This is a genomic window from Vreelandella rituensis (assembly GCF_003336665.1).
Classification (GTDB): domain Bacteria; phylum Pseudomonadota; class Gammaproteobacteria; order Pseudomonadales; family Halomonadaceae; genus Vreelandella; species Vreelandella rituensis.
In genome coordinates this window covers 25,750-43,509 of the sequence record NZ_QPIJ01000041.1, presented here as the reverse complement: position 1 = coordinate 43,509, position 17,760 = coordinate 25,750, and the positions used below count along the sequence as shown (strand labels likewise).

Genomic DNA, 17,760 nt, shown 5'->3' with positions numbered 1-17,760 from the left:
TTTTTCAGGACGGCTGCTTTACGTTCTTCGGAATAACGTGGCACATGGACTCCATGCCGCTCCCTCTGGATTTGATTTAGGCGATAACGCCAACCGGACAACTAGGCTGACAGAGGGGGATTCTGATTTAATATTTTTATAAGGAACTTGCCCTATCGGCCCGCCACTATAATCAAGCGTGGGACACAATATTTTCAATATGTATTTACAGACCGAACTATTAAAGAATGCTATAATTTCTTCGGCGCACACATCATTTTTTGGAAAAATTCCAGAGCCTTTGTGGTCAAAAGTAAATCCCTCATCGAAAAGTCTCATTGATAGAGGTCCTGATGTTATATATGACCAACTCCCTCCTTTTCTGAAGAAATAATTTTTCCCATCATGCCGGAAGCCAGGGTTATCCCCAGCAGCATTTTTGGTTTTCATGTCATAGCCTTGATACTTATAATTAAGGACTAAATCATGATTTCCATACCATTTTCTATACGCCCCACCTTTTACAACTGGATACCATTTTTCATTTCGGACCAGAGTTTCATCCAAGTTTTTTGCATCAAAGCAAATATTATCAAAATTCACTTCATGCCAGCTCTTAATGTAAGCTTCATTATTGCCTGTGGTTATTCCATGTTTTGGAGAAGCATATTTGCTGACCGTGTGGTTGTTTTCAAAAACTTGAATTAAAGAATCCGGGATTGAATAAGCAATTGGACTACCCGGAATTTTCTTGAAATCATCAGGCTTTGAAGTATGAAACCATCCACAGCTTCTATTTTTTATAGCTTCAATTGTTCTAGGCGCTTGATTTTGGTGGCCTTTAAACTCAGACAAACTAATAAAGGAACCTACATATCCTTCTACATGATGCTTATCAATTTGAAAACTACATACTGGAATACATGCTGGTTCAAATGCATTATACTCCAACTGGATTAGGCTCACCAAAGTATGCTCACTAACAATTCTTTCCCTTAAGTTCGTATAAGTTGCCAGGAACATCCAAACATAGGGAGTGACGAGGCCAAGCTTAGCTTTGTGTGTGCCATATCTCAGGCATCTTTCCACATAAATAGAAAATAAATCAGCCTTACTTTTTGGATAATGATTTTTAGCAAACTCTTTTAGATAAGAATTCATCCCCTTACTGCCCATATAAGGCGGATTAGCCACTACCGCGTCATAGCGCTGCGCTAATACCCACGCCTGCTGCACGATGGGCGCAAGCTGTTGGGCGGCGGTCTTCTGCATGGTGTCGCCGCTGTTGCTGAGTTCGGTCAGCTCATCCAGCAGGGTCTTGAGCGGTTCTTCGAAGCTTGCGGGCACTTCGATCAGTGAGCCGAATGTCTTGGCATCCTGGAAACGGTCGATCAGGTCGACAATGGTTTGATAGGTACTGTCGTTGGTGGAAATGTCCTGCTGCGCGCTTTCGAACAGGTTCTGGGATTGGCCCTGGTGCCAGTCGCCGGTCAGGTTGAGATCGCGCCACAGCGTTCTGGCATCCAGGTGCTGGCTGCTTTGCATCGCCAGTACATTCAGGCGCACGCCCCTGCTAAAGATCCGCCGGTCGTCCTCACGCGCTTTCATCAACAGCGCGAAGCCCGCCAACTGGGCGGCACGGTCGTCGATATCCAGACCGAACAGGTTATTTTCCAGAATTAGTTTGGGAATGTCGCGGGTACGAAAGCCGCGCTCTTCGTAGATGGCTTTCAGCACATTGTAGGCTTCCACCAAAATGTGGCCGGAGCCGCAGGCGGGATCGAGCACCTTGATGGTTTCGGGGTCGATGCTTTCCGGGGTAATGGCATCCAGCTGAGCCTGTACCTGGGGTTCCTGCTTGGCGGGCTCGATGTAATACGGCATTTCAGCCTTGAGGGGCGAGTCCGGGTAGGTCTGCAGCCACTGGCGGCCCACCGAGTTCTGCACCAGGTACTGGACGATCCAGTTGGGGGTGAACAGCTGGGTGGCGGCGGGAATGTCCTCGCTCTTCACCACCTTGCCGATCACCTGGTCCTTCTTTTCGGAGATATAGAACTGGTAGAGCCAGCCGATCACCTCGACGTCTTGCCAGTCTTCTTCCGGTATCTCCGTCACCAACTCACGGATTAATGAGTCGGTCTTGGTCAGGTTGTTGGGCAACAGCAGTTCGCTGGCGTCGTCCAGCGGCTCGAACAGAAACGGCATGGCATCATGCAAGGCATGGCACTGGGCCAGCAGCAGCTCGCGGTAGAGGGTTTCATCCTGGTTGCCATCCAGCTTGAGTTCACGCACACGAGCGCTATCCAGCCCGGGAAGGTCGATTTCCAGGCATTCATCCAGAATTTGCGCCTGTCCCGCCTCGCCATTGGCACCGCTGAGCACGCGGCGGCCATGCTCCAGGTAGCCGTGAATTTCCATGTAGCGAATGGCGCACAGGCGGTTGAACCAGCTGTAAGCAGCCTGTTCAATGGCTTGGGTAAAGCCCTCACGCTTCACCCACTGGGCCAGCGCTTCCCGCGCACCGGACAGCCGTGCCGGAAAGGTGTGGGTCTGGCCATCCTTGGGGGTGATCACCATGACATCGCCGCGCGTCTCCACCGGCGCGATCTCGGCCTCCCCCCGCTGCCCCGGCGCAATACCAAACCGTGCCGCCTGGCGGGTCATGGTCTCGATAAAGCGGGTGCGAGCCTGGGGGGCATAGCGCTTGATGTTTTTGGTGTTCATGTCGAATCCTTGATCTTTAACTGTGCCGAGGCGGGTCTTGAGCATCACCCTCGACGCTAGCCGTGGCCGATTATCGCCCACCGTGTTACTGCATTGGTTTCACCGCGCTAACACGGCTATCGCACCCGAATGCGCTTGTTTGCGCTAATGGCACCGTTCAGCTCGTCTTTCAATGCGTTGATAAAGGCGTCGACTTCTTGCTGGCTTTCCAGGTAGACCCCTTCATGCACGCGGCCAAGCACTTGAGTAACGCTGACGTTCGCCACTGGCTTGGGTGCGCTGACCGGGCCAGGTTCACGCACCACATTAAGCTCATCATCCCCGGGGGGTGAGAAGCCAGGGCTGGACGAAGGCGGCTTCTTACCACCTGACGGTGGCGATACCACCGTCTGAGGGCGTTTGGCGGCGTCTGCCTGCTCATGATGCAGGGCGTCCAGGCTGGCCTCTTCGCGCTCGGCGGCGGTTTCGGTTTGCAGCTGGTAGATCTGGGCAATGCTGACCGAGGCGTTAATCGACTCTTTAAGCTGCTGTAGCGGATGCAGCAGGCGATTGCTGAGCGCCGGCGTGGCGATGCCACTTTTTGCGATTTCCGCCTTGAGGTTGTCGATGCGCTTGTCGATCCGCGTGATGGCATGCTCACGCTTGTCGGCGACCAGGCGGTCGTTGACCTCATCCAGGGTGCGAATATGGCCGGCCACCTTCTGCAGCATGCTGTAGGGAGCTTCGGCGTTGTAAATGCGCTCCAGGTCGTCAAAGGCCCGTTTCGCCTCGGGGTGTTTTTCCAGCTCCAGGCGGTTGGCGGCAAACCGCGTCAGCGCCTGAGAAAGTTGCTGCCATGTGGTCAATTGCTTGGTGAAAAATTCGTGCAGGTCGCGGTAGTTCTCTTCCAGATCGAGCAGCTCATCCTGCTTGGCGGCTACGTCCTTGAAGAAATCAAAGCTGTCGTCCAGACGCACCAGGCGCCCGACTTCTCGCAGCGATGTGTCGATCACGCTTCGCCCTGGAAACCGGCTGACATCCGTCTTGCTCTTGTAGGCTTCCAGGTTGTGCTGCCACCGGGCAAAGTGGTCCTGATAAAACGCGAACAGCTCTTTTTCGCTGGTGGGGCCCAGCTGGCCAAACAGGTCTTTGGTGAGGTTGCGCGCCTTTTTCAGCACGGCCTCTTCGGTTTGGCGCTTTTTCTGCAGCCGCACTTCGCTACGCCGCCGGGCATTGTTCAGCAGCTCGAAGGCTTCCTTGCCACTCAGCGCCGGGCCGGCGGTATGGAAGGTTAGCCGCCCGACCGCGTGCAGGCGCCCGAGAATCAGCAATGTCTCGCCTTCCGGCCAGCCAAAGGGGCGATTGCTGAAGCGCTCGATCAAGGGGGTGAGCGCCACCGGCTCGCCGCCGTGCAGGCCGATGTACTGTTCTACCTCACGTACCGCCTGAGCGTTACCCTCCTCTCCCTCCAGGTCAATGCCCAGCTGGCCCACGTCATCCATGGTCAACACCGCCTGCAGCTCGCGCATCGGCTCAGCCGTCAGCACGATCAGCTGGCCGAGTTTGCTGTAGGTGTTTTCCAGCAGGTAGCGGCACGCATCATCCAGGCGGATGTTGAGCTGGCTGCGGTTAAGGTCCAGCTTCTGCCCCAGGGCGTAGGCGTCCGCGTCCAGCAGCATCTCTTCAAGACGCACGCGTAGGCGCTTTTTACGCTCCTGGTTTTCGCGGCCACGGTCGGCGAGGATGCGCTCGACGCTGTTGTCGTTGGCAGCGGCGTTCAGGCGGATAAACTTATCGGTTTTCAGCAGCGTGCGCAGCTCATCGGTAAAACGCTTGTCGTCGGGCAGCTTGATCAGCACTTGGCCGCCGTTGTCGCCGCTTTTATGGATGCAGCCCGCTTCGCTGTACTGGCCGTAGTCGATATCCAGCGGGGAAACCACTTCGATGCGCAACTGGCTCTGGTAGCGGCCATCCGGGGTATGCCCGTCCAGGTAGCGGCCAATGCTGTAGTCGGTTTTATTGACGGGGTAGCGATACTTGTTTCGATCGCGCAGCAGATCCTTGAAGATCAGGCTGGCCAGTTCCTTGTTTTCATCGCTGCTGGTCACTTCCGTCGACTTGATCTTGCGGGTGATGTCGCGCTCTTCGTTGGTCAGAAACTGATAGTCATCCCCGTTGCGGGTGATCAGGCTCTCTTTTTCCAGCCGCGCCAGGGTCGCTTCCAGGCGCTCGCGAATGGCCAGGCGGTCATCATCGATCTGTGTTAGCGACAGCGTGACAAGGTTGTCCAGGGTGCCTTTCACCAGATCCACGTAGCGAATCATGAACAAGGTACGCAGGATCTCCGCGTCGAACGGCTCAAGGATGGGGTTTTCGCTCGCCTGATCAATGGTGCGCTTGACGGCGGTATCCAGGAACCCTTCCACGGCGGTGTAGAAGCAGTGCATGGGCACCAGGGCGCCGACATGCTTTTCTTGCACGGCTTTAGCCGCCATGTGGAACGCATCGAGCATCGAGCGCTCGCCGTAGGCCAGGTGCGCCCCGGTGGCCCCCACCTTGCGGATCTCCTCGAAGACCTTCTGTACCAGTTGGAAGTGATACGGCACAAAGGGGTAGTTGGCGATAAAGCTTTCGGCGCCCTCGATATTTTTCAGCGTCGGTCCCGAGCGATCGAACGTCAGCTGATTGCGCAGAATCGACCCCTTGGCTTCAAATACCTGGTTCAGTTCATCACAGGCAGCGTCGGTCTTGACCAGCAGGCGCTTGCGGATGACTTCATCGGAGTTGGAGCTTGAGAGCGACAGCCGCGTCTTGAAACGCCCGGCAATCTTGGAGAAGTCGTTGGCTTTGGAGGCGGTCATCTCGCCAATCACGGCGTCCATATCCGCTTGCGAGGTGACCACGATCCAGGCGCGGCCACCGCAGATAGTCCCCAGGTTTTCGGTGAGGGTTTGCAGCGTCAGCATCAGGCGCGTATCGCTACCGATAAACTGCCCGACTTCATCGGCCATGAACACCATGCGCCGGGTGGGCGATTGCGCCTCCAGAAACTCCTTCACCCAGCCACAGAAGTTCTCGACCGAAACGCTGAAGGTCTCTTCGGACTCTTCAAACCATTTGTGCGCAGCGTCGGGGGAAAGGTCGAGGGCTTCACTGATGGCCTGCTCGATATCGTCCTGATAGAACTGATAGCCATCGCGCTCCTTTTCCCAGGCCATGCCGCTGGCGGTTTGAAAGGCCCCGCGGAAACGGTCGTACACGCCGCGCTTGGCTAAGTGGCGCTCCATGTGAGCAATGTGCGGGTAGTCCGCGCTAAAGCCCTGGTATTCGTTAAACACGCGCAGGAAGACGTTGAGAATCGAATTGCCCGCGTCGTTGGAGCTGGCCTTGCTGTCGATGTTGAACAGAATCACATCGGCAGGCTCTTGCACAGCCCTGGTGATGTCGGCACGAATGGTAGGGTCATGCAGCTTGAGTTCATCGAAGAAGTCGGCGGCTCGCTTGGCGTTGCCCTGCTCATCGCGTGCTTCCGTATTGGCCAACAGATAGGAGAGCGCTTTCAGAAAGTGCGATTTACCCGAGCCGAAGAAGCCGCTGATCCATACGCCGACGCGATTGGCAATCGAGGGGTCATCCAGCCGTGTGGCGTAGGACTCGAAAAACGCACGGAAATGCTTTTCAAGTTCGTTGGTGACCACGTACTCGTCCAGCTCTTGATAGACGGTCTCGTCATCGCGCTGGTCGGCTTTGACCACCCCATTGATCGAGCGGCTTAGCGGTTTTAAAAAGAGCTCTTGAATGCGCATAGCGTTCCTGTACTTGTTCCTATACTTGGGCCATCCACTCAGCGGCAGGGCCATTTATCCGTGGGCGAGAATCGGTCGTTGGCGAGCGGCGCAATAACGGCCAGCGCTCCCCTTTCACGGCACCAGGGCAAAGGCCCGATAATAGTGGTTGCTGGCAATCTGATTGAACAAGGTCAATGACTGACCGTCGTATCGGCCGGGATAGAACAACACCAGAGGCTTGTGCCCTAGCGGCCCGTGCAGCGCATTGAGCAGATTGTGCGCCCGCATCATCGGCCAAATGCTGCCTACGCCGGTCAGCAGGACGATATCAGGGTCATGCGACAAGGAGTGTCGTATGAGATAGGGAGCAAACTTATCCATGTGCAGCGGGCCACGCAGTGCTTTCAGCAGGGCGGCATCCCCCTTGCTTTGCTGCATCTTGATGGCTTTGTCCAGAAACCCCCGCTCGTTGAGGTAGTCACGCACGACGCGCAGCAAGTTCACTTGCGCTACCCGAAGCTCGGGGTGCTGTCTTTCCATCAAGGCGGGCAGAAATTCCAGGTACTCACGCACCTGAAGCTCCTGCTCAGGAAGGTAATCGAAAATCCAAAAGCCTATTTCGTTACCTAAGCCTTGGCCGGCTAGAAATTCAGGGCGAGCTATCTTTTCCGACACTTGATTGAGACGCGCTTGAAGCTGCTCATCGCCGCTGCGGGGGAATGAGGGCATAGAGGCGCTATCGTTCGCTTCAAGGGATGACATGCATTCGCGTCCTTGTTGATGACATGTACAGAAGTAGCGACAGGTTACGTGGTAGCTCAGCAGGTAGGCAATTCTAAATTATGAGGCCCCTAAGCCCCAACGTGATGCAGAGCACTACTAAAGCAGCAATAACAGGAAGGTGCTAAACAGAAAAGAGGAACTAGCGCAGGGCTAATAAACAGCGATGCAGTCGCTCATAGCGATGTTTTTCTAATAACGCCACAAGTTCTGGACGCAGTATGAGGGGCATCAGCTTGCGACTACGGGCTGAATTCAAGACACCAATATCCACGAGCATACGCGAAACCACTTGGCCCATTTTCTGCACGGAACTGGGCTGCCAGCCTGCAATAGCCGGGTCTCGATAGGCACGCTCGGCTAAAAATTCATCCCATAGGTAATGGGGTAAGCTTTCTGCCTGGGTCGTGACTGCATCAGCCACCACCGTTTCCAGAAATTCGACCAGCAACAAATTGCGCGCCATCGCTGCACAGAAGGAAACCTGAGCAGCCAGCTCGTCATCCCCCTCACGCAACACCGCCCAAAAATCGGGGTCTAGCCGTTCCAACCGTTTGCGAATTGCCTGCGCCATGCGCTTGGCGGTGGCTGGACGGTTTTTCTGCAGACAGTTCTCTACCATGATGGCGTGATGCCAAGCGGTATTATCGACAGCATCGAGCATCAGACTCGCGACGAGGCGACTTTCGCGCACCATGAGTCCGCCGCCAATGAGATCAGAGTTGTAGGTAAACGGAGAAGTCATGAAATGCCCACGACTGTGGTTTGGATCAGGGAAGTAGAGGATCAGCGAGTTGTGTGAAACAGAGCAACAGGGTTACGAGTCGGCAGCGCCCTTCCCATTTTTACCCGTAGCAGTGCCTTCCCTGAGCTGGGCCAACAGGTTTTTCAGCTCTGCTTGATCCAGTTTGTCTAACTCCAGAATCAGCTCTGCCACCGTATCATCCTCACAGAAGAGATAGGGTATCGGCACCTTCAGTACTTCTGAAAGGCGTTTCAACATCTGAAAATTGGGTGCATGCTGCCCTTTTTCGTACTGTGTCATACGCGCACTCGCCAAGTTAGGCTCCATGCCGAGGTATTCCCCCAACTGCCTCTGCGTCATACCCGCAGCTTGCCTAGCGGCTTTCAAGCGACCTGGTAGCGGACTGCTCATGAAGCACCTTAGCGACGTCGAAAGCCGCTAGGCTAGCGCAAGACGACTGAAAAATATGCTAAGAGATTCTTATCAAAAATGCAACAAAGTATGACTAACAACTCACAAGATCTTTATAACTGAACATTAGTTGCCTAAAGCATTGATTAATTTTTTGAAAATAACTCTTTTGTCGAAATTTTTCGACTGAACTGAGCACCTATAAACGTTTCAGACTCAACCGCTGGATAACGATTGTAAGAAGCATACTTTGACACCTCGCTCAGCGGCACTTCATCGATGGGCAGCTTGAATGGATTATCTTTATCAAAAAAAACATCATCCAGCACCTCAACAAAAAGCTGTTTATTAACAGTGCTCTCACCTCTAGACAAAGCTAAGAAAAGCACCTCATCTAGTATATGCTTAATTTTTCTCACCTCACCTCTTGTTGCAGAAAAAAGGGGGAATAAGATTTCGTCGCTATGAAGTTGAGGAGGTTCTTCAAATCCCATTCTCATAGCCAAACCTTTCAAGAAGCGAACAAACTCAATGCGATCACTTTTGCTGAATATTTTGAAATAAGGCAGCTCTATGGAACACATTAGGCGTGAAGCCCACTGGGGTTCATTTGATATTTCAGAAGCCCAAGGCATTCCTACAAGTACGATAGGTATGCCAGCCTGCTCACTAATAAGCTTAAGCCTATTTGCAACCCGCTGCCTATCCTCAACCGATTTAAACTCTATTAATTCTTGAAACTCGTTTATAATAATTATTTGAGTTTTGCATTTCTTCAAAACTTTTACTAATGCCTCCGCCAACCCAGCTTCCCGCTTTCGCTCTTTTCTCGTTTCAGCACCAAATTGCCCCAAGTCGCTCATCAATTGAATCATCATTTTTTCAACATCCGGCTTGCTTGGAATGCGAGACACAAGCACTGGTTTAACAAATACATTCCCATCTATGTAGCCCGGAAAGGCTGAAGCAAACTCATTAATCAATTTACTTTTACCAGTACCTGTATCTCCCACGAGCAGCATACATTGTTGTTCACCACCCAATAGTTGATTATTTTTTAAACGATGCAAAGAGCTCATCGCTCTAGCCAAAGCTGCATGTTTAACAAAACAATTTCGAAATTTAAACAGTTGGCTCCGATTAACTTCAGAAAGAATAATGTTCATTAGTACGGCTCCGCATCATCAGCAATATCTTGCCAGTTGTCTACAGCTTCTAATTTCTGTTTACCTACCCCTTCGCCTGCTGAAACCTTCAAACTGATATCTTCTCTATTTTTCAAATCATTACGAACACTTTCAAAAGATGCCTCGCCCTCACTATCCACGCCTACAAAAGCGGCAACGCTCTTCATACCTTTCAATTTCCCCCTCTTTTTTACCGAAGCCATATTATTAATATCATCCATTCTTTTACTCAACTTAAGATTTGCAAAAGCGATCCCCTCATCATCGGTGTTAGCTTCTATGTAGTTTTTTCTACATTTTCTTAGAACCTGATACTGAAAAATAGACACGCCTGTCAACACAAAATCTTGGCTAGTAGTCTCAACCTTGAGATATTTACCCACATCAGGCAGATAAACATAAACGTAGGATACGTCAGAGGGATCTCGCTTTACGCAAAGGTTATGTATTTTTTTCCCAGGGGGAGGAGGATTATTTTTTCTAAACTCAACCAACGCTTCATTACAATAGCTTATATAATCTATTTCTATACCAATAGGACGAAGCTTGCGATATACCGTAGGAAAACTTTCTATTTTAAATCGCTGTTTTTCAAGCCCTTGGTAAGTAACGGGTGGAAAGTCCTTACATCCAACCTGCCAAGATAAAGCAGGTATATTTGTCTTGCGACTATTTGGCTGCTGATTATAAATATCGACAACCCATATATAGAGTAAATTCAAGAATTCTGAGAATGGAAGCAAGGCATCTTTTTCAGGCTCATAGCCCTCCAAATCTTTCGCACTGGAAAAGGTTTTTCCTGGTATTTGGCCAACAAATTTTGCATTATAAGTATTGAATATTCTCTCAACTAAAGGCTTCTTCCATGGTTTTCCTACTGGGTTAAACTCAATACTCATACCGACTGAGGCGGAAAATTTCTCAAGATCATTCGACCAAAACTCTGCCCCATTATCAACAACCAGTGTTTCAATACGCCCTTGACATGGCCAATCTTTTTCGACATCTGGATATTTTTTCAATACATCTTCTTTATCCAAGCACGCGTTTAATATTGCACATCTGACAGAATTATAGCTTGGCCCCCTGAAACTTAAATAAAAACCCACTATACATTTACTAAAGCCATCAATCAAAACAGTTATAAATGGTCTTCCAATGGGTATATTCAGAGTATCATCAAGCAAAATTAGATCAAGAGCAGTATGATCAATCTCAACACGCTCCATCACCCTGCTGGATTTTTTAAAACTATTTATTAATCTATACTTTTTATCTGCATGCCGCTTTCCGTAACGTTGCAAGTCACAAACATACGGTGGAATTTTTTTAACTCTATTATAAAAAGCAGTTTTACCAACGCCCTTAAACTTTTCATCTGGATTTAAATCATTATGCACCAAAATTAAGTATTTATAAAACTGATAAGCAGTTGCTACAGAACCTCTCACCCTTGTAAGATATTTTTTTTCGACTGCCTCCCAAAAAAATCTATCTTTAGTAAAACTTTTCAGCTCACAAGAATTATTTTCTATAGCTTTTACATCAACTAAAGAAATCAAGTCTTTTTGGGCATTGTATCTCGCATTCCACCTAACAACACTGCGCCATTTAGGCTTTTTATTTATAGCCCCCTCGTCGAACAATTCACAAATAATAGGTTCTATTTTTTTTTGCGTCCAGCCACCCACAATTCTTTTTTTAACGAGGCTTATCACCTTATATCTGAATAAGGCTTTTTTTACGAATTTCTCATCGAGATCATCTATAGTTATGAACGCTACATCCTCAACTCCATCATTTTTTTTGAAATTTTCTTTGCATGGAATAGAAGGCTCGAGCGTAAACTCATCAAAAAGAGTGTCGTCTGACATAATTAACCTCACATCCAAAGAAGCAGATTATCGTTAATATTTTTTTCTCGAACATTTGCCTTTATTTTTCCAGAAGCAATTAGCGACAGGATTGACGCAATAACATCGGCACGGCAATTATCTTCAAAGAATTCGAAAATTGCATTCAAATAGATAGGGCAGCATTTTTTTACCACATCATATACATTGTCATACACATCGCTATGAGTGTGAAAGCCAGCATAGCGGTGTAATAATTTAAAATTATTTAATGCCGGGAGTTCTCTTATCTGAATATCAGTTATTAATATCAGTTCGAAACCCAGCTGGTAAGCTGCTTCTTTTTTAGCATGAAATTTTTTGACAAAATCTGAATGGAGAGTTTTACTGTGAGGCTTAACTTCAATATAAGATGTTTTTTTACTATGACTTAAAATTTTGAAATCAGGTGTATAGGGGTTAGCTTTGCCATCAAATAAATAAGTAAAACCTAATGGCTGGGCAAAAAAAGCTTTAACTTGGGACGAGTATTCAAAGTGGTAGCAGGCATCAAACTCTAAGGAAGACTCTACAATGTGTGTACAGCCAGTCTTAAAGCTAGCAAATTTGTAGAGGCTTTTGACACGGGAGTGACGGAGCTTGCGCCTATACATGACAACACCCCATTTCGTAGGATCACTACAAAAATAGGTTATGTCACGACAAACCGCAAATTATGTCATTTTGACTGGAATTTGTGTCAAAACGGACTGGAAACGACATCAGAAATGGTGGTGGCCCCAAAAGCCACATCCCGGCACACGCGACCACCACTACCGTTGCTCCCTTCCGGGCCTGGCGGGGTTCGTGGCTTAGCATTGCGGGAGGACCTAAGGGGCCACCATAATGCGATATCTTGTTGATACCTAGCGGATGTTGGTGGCTACGCCCTGATTCGAACAGGGGACCCCATCATTATGAGTGATGTGCTCTAACCAGCTGAGCTACGTAGCCTTTCCGACATCAGCGGGGGCTTATTATGCATTTCTCATCCCCCAAAGGCAAGTCCGATTTCAGTTTGCCTTTGGGTTATCTATCAGCCTTCAAGTTGCCTGGAAGAAACGCAAGGCAGGCTTCAGTTGCTTAGCGCTTCGCGCACGGCAACAGCGGCATCTTCCCCTTCGCGCGTGGTGACGCCTTCCAGCCAAACGTCCAACACGTCATCGTTGGCCAGGAGATAGTCACGCGCGGCATCACGCGGGGCTTCACCGTCATCCATGATCGCGCTCATGATCTGGTTTTCCATTTCCAGGGTGAAGGAAAGATTCTCCAGGAATGTCGCCACATTGGGGCATTCCTCGGCATAACCGCCACGGGTATTGGTATATACCGTGGCGCCGCCTAGTTCCGGGCCGAAATAGTCATCGATGCCTTCCAGGTAGGCAATATCGAAGTTGGTGTTCATCGGGTGTGGCTCCCAACCCAGAAACACCATCCATTTCTCATTAGGAACGCGTGCCCGTAACTCTGCCAGCATCCCGGCTTCACTGGAGTTGACCACCTGCCAGTCACCCAGGCCGTAAGCGTCGTCTTCGATCATCTTTTCGATCAGCTCGTTACCGTCGTTACCGGCTTCAATGCCATGAATACGCTGCTCGAATTCATCCGCATAGTCAGCCAGATCGGTAACCGACGTTACCCCGGCGTCATGCACATACTGAGGTACCGCCAAGGTGTATTTGGCTCCTTCCAGGTTGGCTCCCAGACGATCCACTTCACCTTTTTCAATGTAAGGGTCGCTGATCGAGGCCATGGAAGGCATCCAGTTGCCCAGAAACACATCGAAATCGTTATTGCGCATACCGGCATAGGCGATCGGCACCGACACCGTGTCGATACTTGCGGTGTAGCCCAATCCTTCAAGCACTTCGCTGGCAAGTGCCGTGGTGGCCGTGATATCGGTCCAGCCGACTTCCGCGAAGCGAATCGTTTCACACTGCTCCGCCATCGCGGGCAAGCTGGCTGCGGTTCCTACCATAGCCACGCTAGCGGCCAGCATTTTTCGAGTGAAAGGCAATTTTTTCATGAAGCTCTCCTGAGATTGACGAACCAGCGATGGCATCCGCCCGAAGTGATTTACTTATCGCATTTGAGTATCGAACTGGGCTTCTTTTTATTGATTGAACGTTCAATAAAAAAATGTCATCATGAAACAGGTAACCATGACTACCGCCTGGTTTCAAGCGCAGGTGGCAACCCAAGGAGATAGACGTGCCCAAGGTCGGAATGGAACCCATTCGTCGTCAGCAGCTGATCGCAGCCACCATGGCGGCGATTGATGAGGTCGGTCTCGCGGAAGCGACGGTGATGCGCATTGCGCGACATGCGGGTGTATCCGCGGGGATTATCAGCCACTATTTCGGAGGCAAGGACGGGCTGCTCGAAGCCACCATGCGCCAGATTCTCACTGACCTGGGCAATGCGGTCGCCGCGCGACGCCACGCACTCGACGACCACTCGCCAAGAGCCCATATAGGGGCGGTCATTGAAGGCAATTTCGACCGCACTCAGGTGACCGGGCCCGCCGCCAAGACCTGGCTCGCTTTCTGGGCCAGCAGCATGCACAAGCCAATGCTTCAGCGTCTGCAATATGTCAACGACCGGCGCTTGTACGCCAACCTCTGTCACCAGTTCTGCCGCCTCATGCCGCGCGATGAAGCGCGCAATGCCGCTCGCAGCCTGGCGGCGATGATCGATGGTTTGTGGCTACGCGGTGCACTCACGCCGGAAGGCCTGGATGCCGACCAGGCGCGGCGCCTGGCGCACCAATACCTCGACCAGCTCCTGGCTCATCACGGCCAGCGCAACCAGGCCCCACAGACATACGCTCAACGTTCAAACTCTCAACGTTTAGACTCTCAACAGACACGCACTCAACAGACCGAAACCCTATCCACCTGAAGGAGTCCGACATGTCAATTCTCGATACCCTTTCCGAGACGCAGCCACTTTATATCGATGGCCGCCGGGTGGGGGCTAGCTCCGGCGAGACGTTTACCGTTACCAACCCTTTTGATGGCAGCCTGCTAGCCAGAGTGCAGCAAGCCAGCCAAGCGGATGTCGATAGCGCCGTTGAAGCAGCGCAACGCGGCCAACGCGGATGGGCCGCCATGACAGGCATGCAGCGCGGCCGCATCATGCAACGCGCAGTAGCGCTATTGAGAGAACGCAACGACGAACTTGCCGAGCTGGAAACACTCAACACCGGCAAACCCATCAGTGAAACGGCCAGCGTCGACATCGTCACCGGTGCCGACGCTCTGGAATACTACGCGGGGCTGGCGCCAGCCATTGAAGGCAGCCAGATTCCGCTGCGTGAAAGCTCCTTCGTTTATACCCGCAAGGAGCCGCTGGGCGTCATCGGCGCTATCGGTGCCTGGAACTACCCGATCCAGATCGCCTGTTGGAAGGCCGCACCGGCGCTGGCCGCCGGAAATGCCATGGTGTTCAAGCCCAGCGAAGTCACTCCCCTTACCGCCCTGGCGCTTGCCGACATCTTCACCGAAGCCGGCCTGCCTGATGGGGTGTTCAACGTGGTCCAGGGCGATGGCCGCGTGGGACAGATGCTCACCGAGCATCCCGGCATCGCCAAGGTGACGTTCACCGGCGAAGTCGGCACCGGCAAGAAGGTCATGGCTGCCGCCGGGGGCTCCACTCTCAAGGGCGTTACCATGGAGCTCGGCGGTAAATCGCCACTGATCGTGTTCGCCGATGCCGACCTGGACCGCGCCGCCGATGCCGCCATGATGGCCAACTTCTATTCCAGTGGGCAGATCTGCACCAATGGCACCCGGGTGTTCGTCGAGCGCACGGTCAAGGACGCCTTCGAAGCCAAAGTGGTCGAACGCATGGCGCGTATCAAGGCAGGCAACCCCCTCGACCCGAAGGTCAACTTCGGTCCCCTGGTGAGCTTCGAGCATCAGGAAAAGGTACTTTCCTACATTGAACTCGGCAAACAGGCAGGCGCCACGCTGCTCGCCGGCGGCGAAACCTGGAATCAGGGCGACAGGGGCGGAATTGAATGGTCAAAAGGCGCCTGGGCCGCGCCTACCGTTTTCACCGATTGCACCGACGAGATGCGTATCGTGCGCGAGGAAATCTTCGGCCCGGTCATGGCGATTCTCGCCTTCGATAACGAGGACGAAGTCATTCAGCGTAGCAACGATACCGTTTACGGGCTTGCCGCTGGGGTATTCAGCGAAAGCCTCAATCGCGCTCACCGAGTGATTCATCAACTGGAAGCGGGCATCTGCTGGATCAACACCTGGGGCGAATCCCCCGCCGAAATGCCCGTCGGCGGTTACAAGCAATCCGGCATCGGCCGTGAAAATGGTATCGAGACGCTGGCCCACTATACCCAGACCAAGTCCATCCAGATCGAGATGGGGCCTTTTGAGTCGGTATTTTAAGGAGGCCTGAATGACCCAACATGAATTCGACTACATCATCATCGGCGCCGGTTCCGCCGGCAATGTGCTGGCGACGCGCCTGACCGAAGACGCCGATGTCAGCGTGCTGCTGCTTGAAGCCGGCGGCCCGGACTACCGCCTGGATTTTCGCACCCAGATGCCGGCCGCCCTGGCGTATCCGTTACAGGGCAAACGCTATAACTGGGCGTTTGAAACCGACCCCGAGCCGCACATGGACGGTCGGCGCATGGAATGCGGACGCGGCAAGGGGCTGGGCGGCTCCTCATTGATAAACGGCATGTGCTACATCCGGGGCAACGCCCTGGATTACGATAACTGGGCGCAACAACCGGGGCTAAAAGACTGGGATTACTTGAGCTGCCTGCCTTATTTCAAGAAGTCCGAAACCCGCGACATCGGCCCCAATGCGTATCACGGTGGCGATGGGCCAGTCAGCGTGACCACGCCTGAATCCACCAACAACCCCCTGTACCGCACCTTCATCGAGGCCGGCGTTCAGGCGGGCTATCCGGAAACCGAGGACGTCAACGGCTACCAGCAAGAAGGCTTCGGCCCGATGGATCGCTTCGTGACGCCCAAGGGCCGTCGGTCCTCCACCGCTCGCGGTTATCTGGATCAGGCCAAAAATCGCCCCAACTTGACCATCGAAACCCACGCCACCACCGACGTGATCGAATTCGAAGGCAAGCGTGCCGTGGGGGTGCGCTATACGCGCAAGGGACAACAGCAAGTAGCCAAGGCACGCCGTGAGGTGCTGCTATGCGGCGGCGCCATCGCCTCACCGCAGATACTGCAGCGCTCGGGCATCGGCAACCCCGAGCACCTGCGCGACGTCGACATTCCGCTGGTCCACGCGCTGCCTGGCGTGGGTGAGAACCTCCAGGATCATCTGGAGATGTATATCCAGTACGAGTGCACGCAACCGATCTCGCTTTATCCCGCGCTGAAATGGTACAACCAGCCGAAGATCGGTGCAGAGTGGCTGTTCAAGGGCACCGGGGTCGGCGCCAGCAATCAGTTCGAATCCTGCGGCTTCATTCGCAGCAACGACGACGAAGCCTGGCCCAACCTTCAGTACCATTTCCTGCCGATTGCTATCAGCTATAACGGCAAGAGCGCGGTTCAGGCGCACGGTTTCCAGGCACATGTGGGTTCGATGCGCTCGGAAAGCCGCGGGCGTATTCGACTGACCTCACGTGCCCCGGATGCCGCTCCCAGCATCCTGTTCAATTACATGTCCACCGAGAAGGATTGGCAGGAATTCCGGGATGCCATTCGTTTGACGCGGGATATCATCGCCCAGCCCGCCTTCGATGCCTATCGAGGCCCTGAGATCTCACCCGGCCCGGACGTTCAATCCGACGCCGAGATCGATAGCTTCGTCAAACAGCACGCCGAAACCGCCTACCACCCTTGCGGAACCTGCCGGATGGGTGAAGACGCCATGGCAGTGACCGATGGCGAAGGGCGTGTTCACGGCGTGGAAAGCCTGCGTGTGGTGGATGCCTCGCTGTTCCCGCTCATTCCCACCGGCAACCTCAACGCCCCTACCATCATGCTGGCGGAAAAGATCGCCGACAGGATTCGCGGCCACACACCGCTGCCGCGTGCCGAGGTGGATTACTTCGTCGCCGACGGCCTGCCCGCCAGACGTTCGGAAAGCTATTCCGCCTGAGCCTGATCAAGCGTCATCTCCCAACGCCGTATCCCCGATCAGGGGACACGGCGTTTTGTTTTCCGAATCCGGCGTTACCTCTCACCAGTTGGGCAAGAAGCTTGCATCACGGCAAGCTTGTCTGCCAATATTCAAACAACTGTTCGATACAGCGCAACTTTCCTGACCAT

Annotated in this window: 12 protein-coding genes, 1 tRNA gene and 1 other RNA gene; 3 read left to right on the top strand and 11 right to left on the bottom strand. The window is 52.6% G+C overall.

Features of this window, described 5'->3' with window-relative positions; translation table 11 throughout:
* Nucleotides 1-18: 18 nt before the first annotated feature.
* From pglX to DU506_RS15165, 11 genes are all read right to left on the bottom strand, one after another.
* The gene (gene pglX / locus DU506_RS15215; protein ID WP_114487752.1) at nt 19-2,703 is read right to left on the bottom strand and encodes a BREX-1 system adenine-specific DNA-methyltransferase PglX; all 2,685 of its coding nucleotides are present in this window, start codon (nt 2,701-2,703) and stop codon (nt 19-21) included.
* Nucleotides 2,704-2,819: 116 nt separating this feature from the next.
* Nucleotides 2,820-6,488, bottom strand: coding sequence for a BREX system P-loop protein BrxC (gene brxC / locus DU506_RS15210; protein WP_114487751.1), 3,669 nt, complete (start codon nt 6,486-6,488; stop codon nt 2,820-2,822).
* Nucleotides 6,489-6,602: 114 nt separating this feature from the next.
* On the bottom strand, nt 6,603-7,232 hold the full coding sequence (locus tag DU506_RS15205; protein ID WP_235825672.1) for a DUF1788 domain-containing protein: 630 nt from the start codon (nt 7,230-7,232) through the stop codon (nt 6,603-6,605).
* Nucleotides 7,233-7,392: 160 nt separating this feature from the next.
* A complete protein-coding gene (locus DU506_RS15200) occupies nt 7,393-7,995 on the bottom strand; it encodes a DUF1819 family protein (RefSeq protein WP_114487750.1) in 603 nt (200 codons plus the stop codon).
* 72 nt (nt 7,996-8,067) lie between these two features.
* Nucleotides 8,068-8,406, bottom strand: coding sequence for a helix-turn-helix domain-containing protein (locus tag DU506_RS15195; protein ID WP_114487749.1), 339 nt, complete (start codon nt 8,404-8,406; stop codon nt 8,068-8,070).
* Nucleotides 8,407-8,552: 146 nt separating this feature from the next.
* Nucleotides 8,553-9,572, bottom strand: coding sequence for a TniB family NTP-binding protein (locus tag DU506_RS15190; RefSeq protein WP_114487748.1), 1,020 nt, complete (start codon nt 9,570-9,572; stop codon nt 8,553-8,555).
* Nucleotides 9,572-11,467, bottom strand: a complete 1,896-nt coding sequence (locus tag DU506_RS15185) for a Mu transposase C-terminal domain-containing protein (RefSeq protein WP_114487747.1) — start codon at nt 11,465-11,467, stop codon at nt 9,572-9,574. The genes DU506_RS15190 and DU506_RS15185 overlap by 1 nt, the downstream gene beginning before the upstream one ends.
* An 8-nt stretch (nt 11,468-11,475) precedes the next feature.
* Nucleotides 11,476-12,099 (bottom strand): TnsA endonuclease N-terminal domain-containing protein, encoded by a 624-nt coding sequence (locus tag DU506_RS15180; RefSeq protein WP_114487746.1) that lies wholly within the window; start codon nt 12,097-12,099, stop codon nt 11,476-11,478.
* Between the two features lie 124 nt (nt 12,100-12,223).
* An RNA gene (ffs, locus tag DU506_RS15175) (signal recognition particle sRNA small type) lies at nt 12,224-12,320 on the bottom strand.
* A gap of 42 nt (nt 12,321-12,362) precedes the next feature.
* Nucleotides 12,363-12,439: transfer RNA gene (locus DU506_RS15170), tRNA-Met, on the bottom strand.
* Nucleotides 12,440-12,560: 121 nt separating this feature from the next.
* Complete coding sequence (locus DU506_RS15165; protein ID WP_415843688.1) at nt 12,561-13,463, bottom strand: choline ABC transporter substrate-binding protein; 903 nt, start codon at nt 13,461-13,463, stop codon at nt 12,561-12,563.
* Between the two features lie 233 nt (nt 13,464-13,696).
* Here DU506_RS15165 and betI point away from each other — a divergent pair, with 233 nt between their 5' ends.
* From betI to betA, 3 genes are read left to right on the top strand one after another with little or no spacing between them, the layout of a single operon-like run.
* Nucleotides 13,697-14,386, top strand: a complete 690-nt coding sequence (gene betI, locus DU506_RS15160) for a transcriptional regulator BetI (RefSeq protein ID WP_181870782.1) — start codon at nt 13,697-13,699, stop codon at nt 14,384-14,386.
* 11 nt (nt 14,387-14,397) lie between these two features.
* The gene (gene betB, locus DU506_RS15155) at nt 14,398-15,894 is read left to right on the top strand and encodes a betaine-aldehyde dehydrogenase (RefSeq protein WP_114487744.1); all 1,497 of its coding nucleotides are present in this window, start codon (nt 14,398-14,400) and stop codon (nt 15,892-15,894) included.
* Nucleotides 15,895-15,904: 10 nt separating this feature from the next.
* Complete coding sequence (betA, locus tag DU506_RS15150; RefSeq protein ID WP_114487743.1) at nt 15,905-17,590, top strand: choline dehydrogenase; 1,686 nt, start codon at nt 15,905-15,907, stop codon at nt 17,588-17,590.
* Nucleotides 17,591-17,760 lie beyond the last annotated feature (170 nt).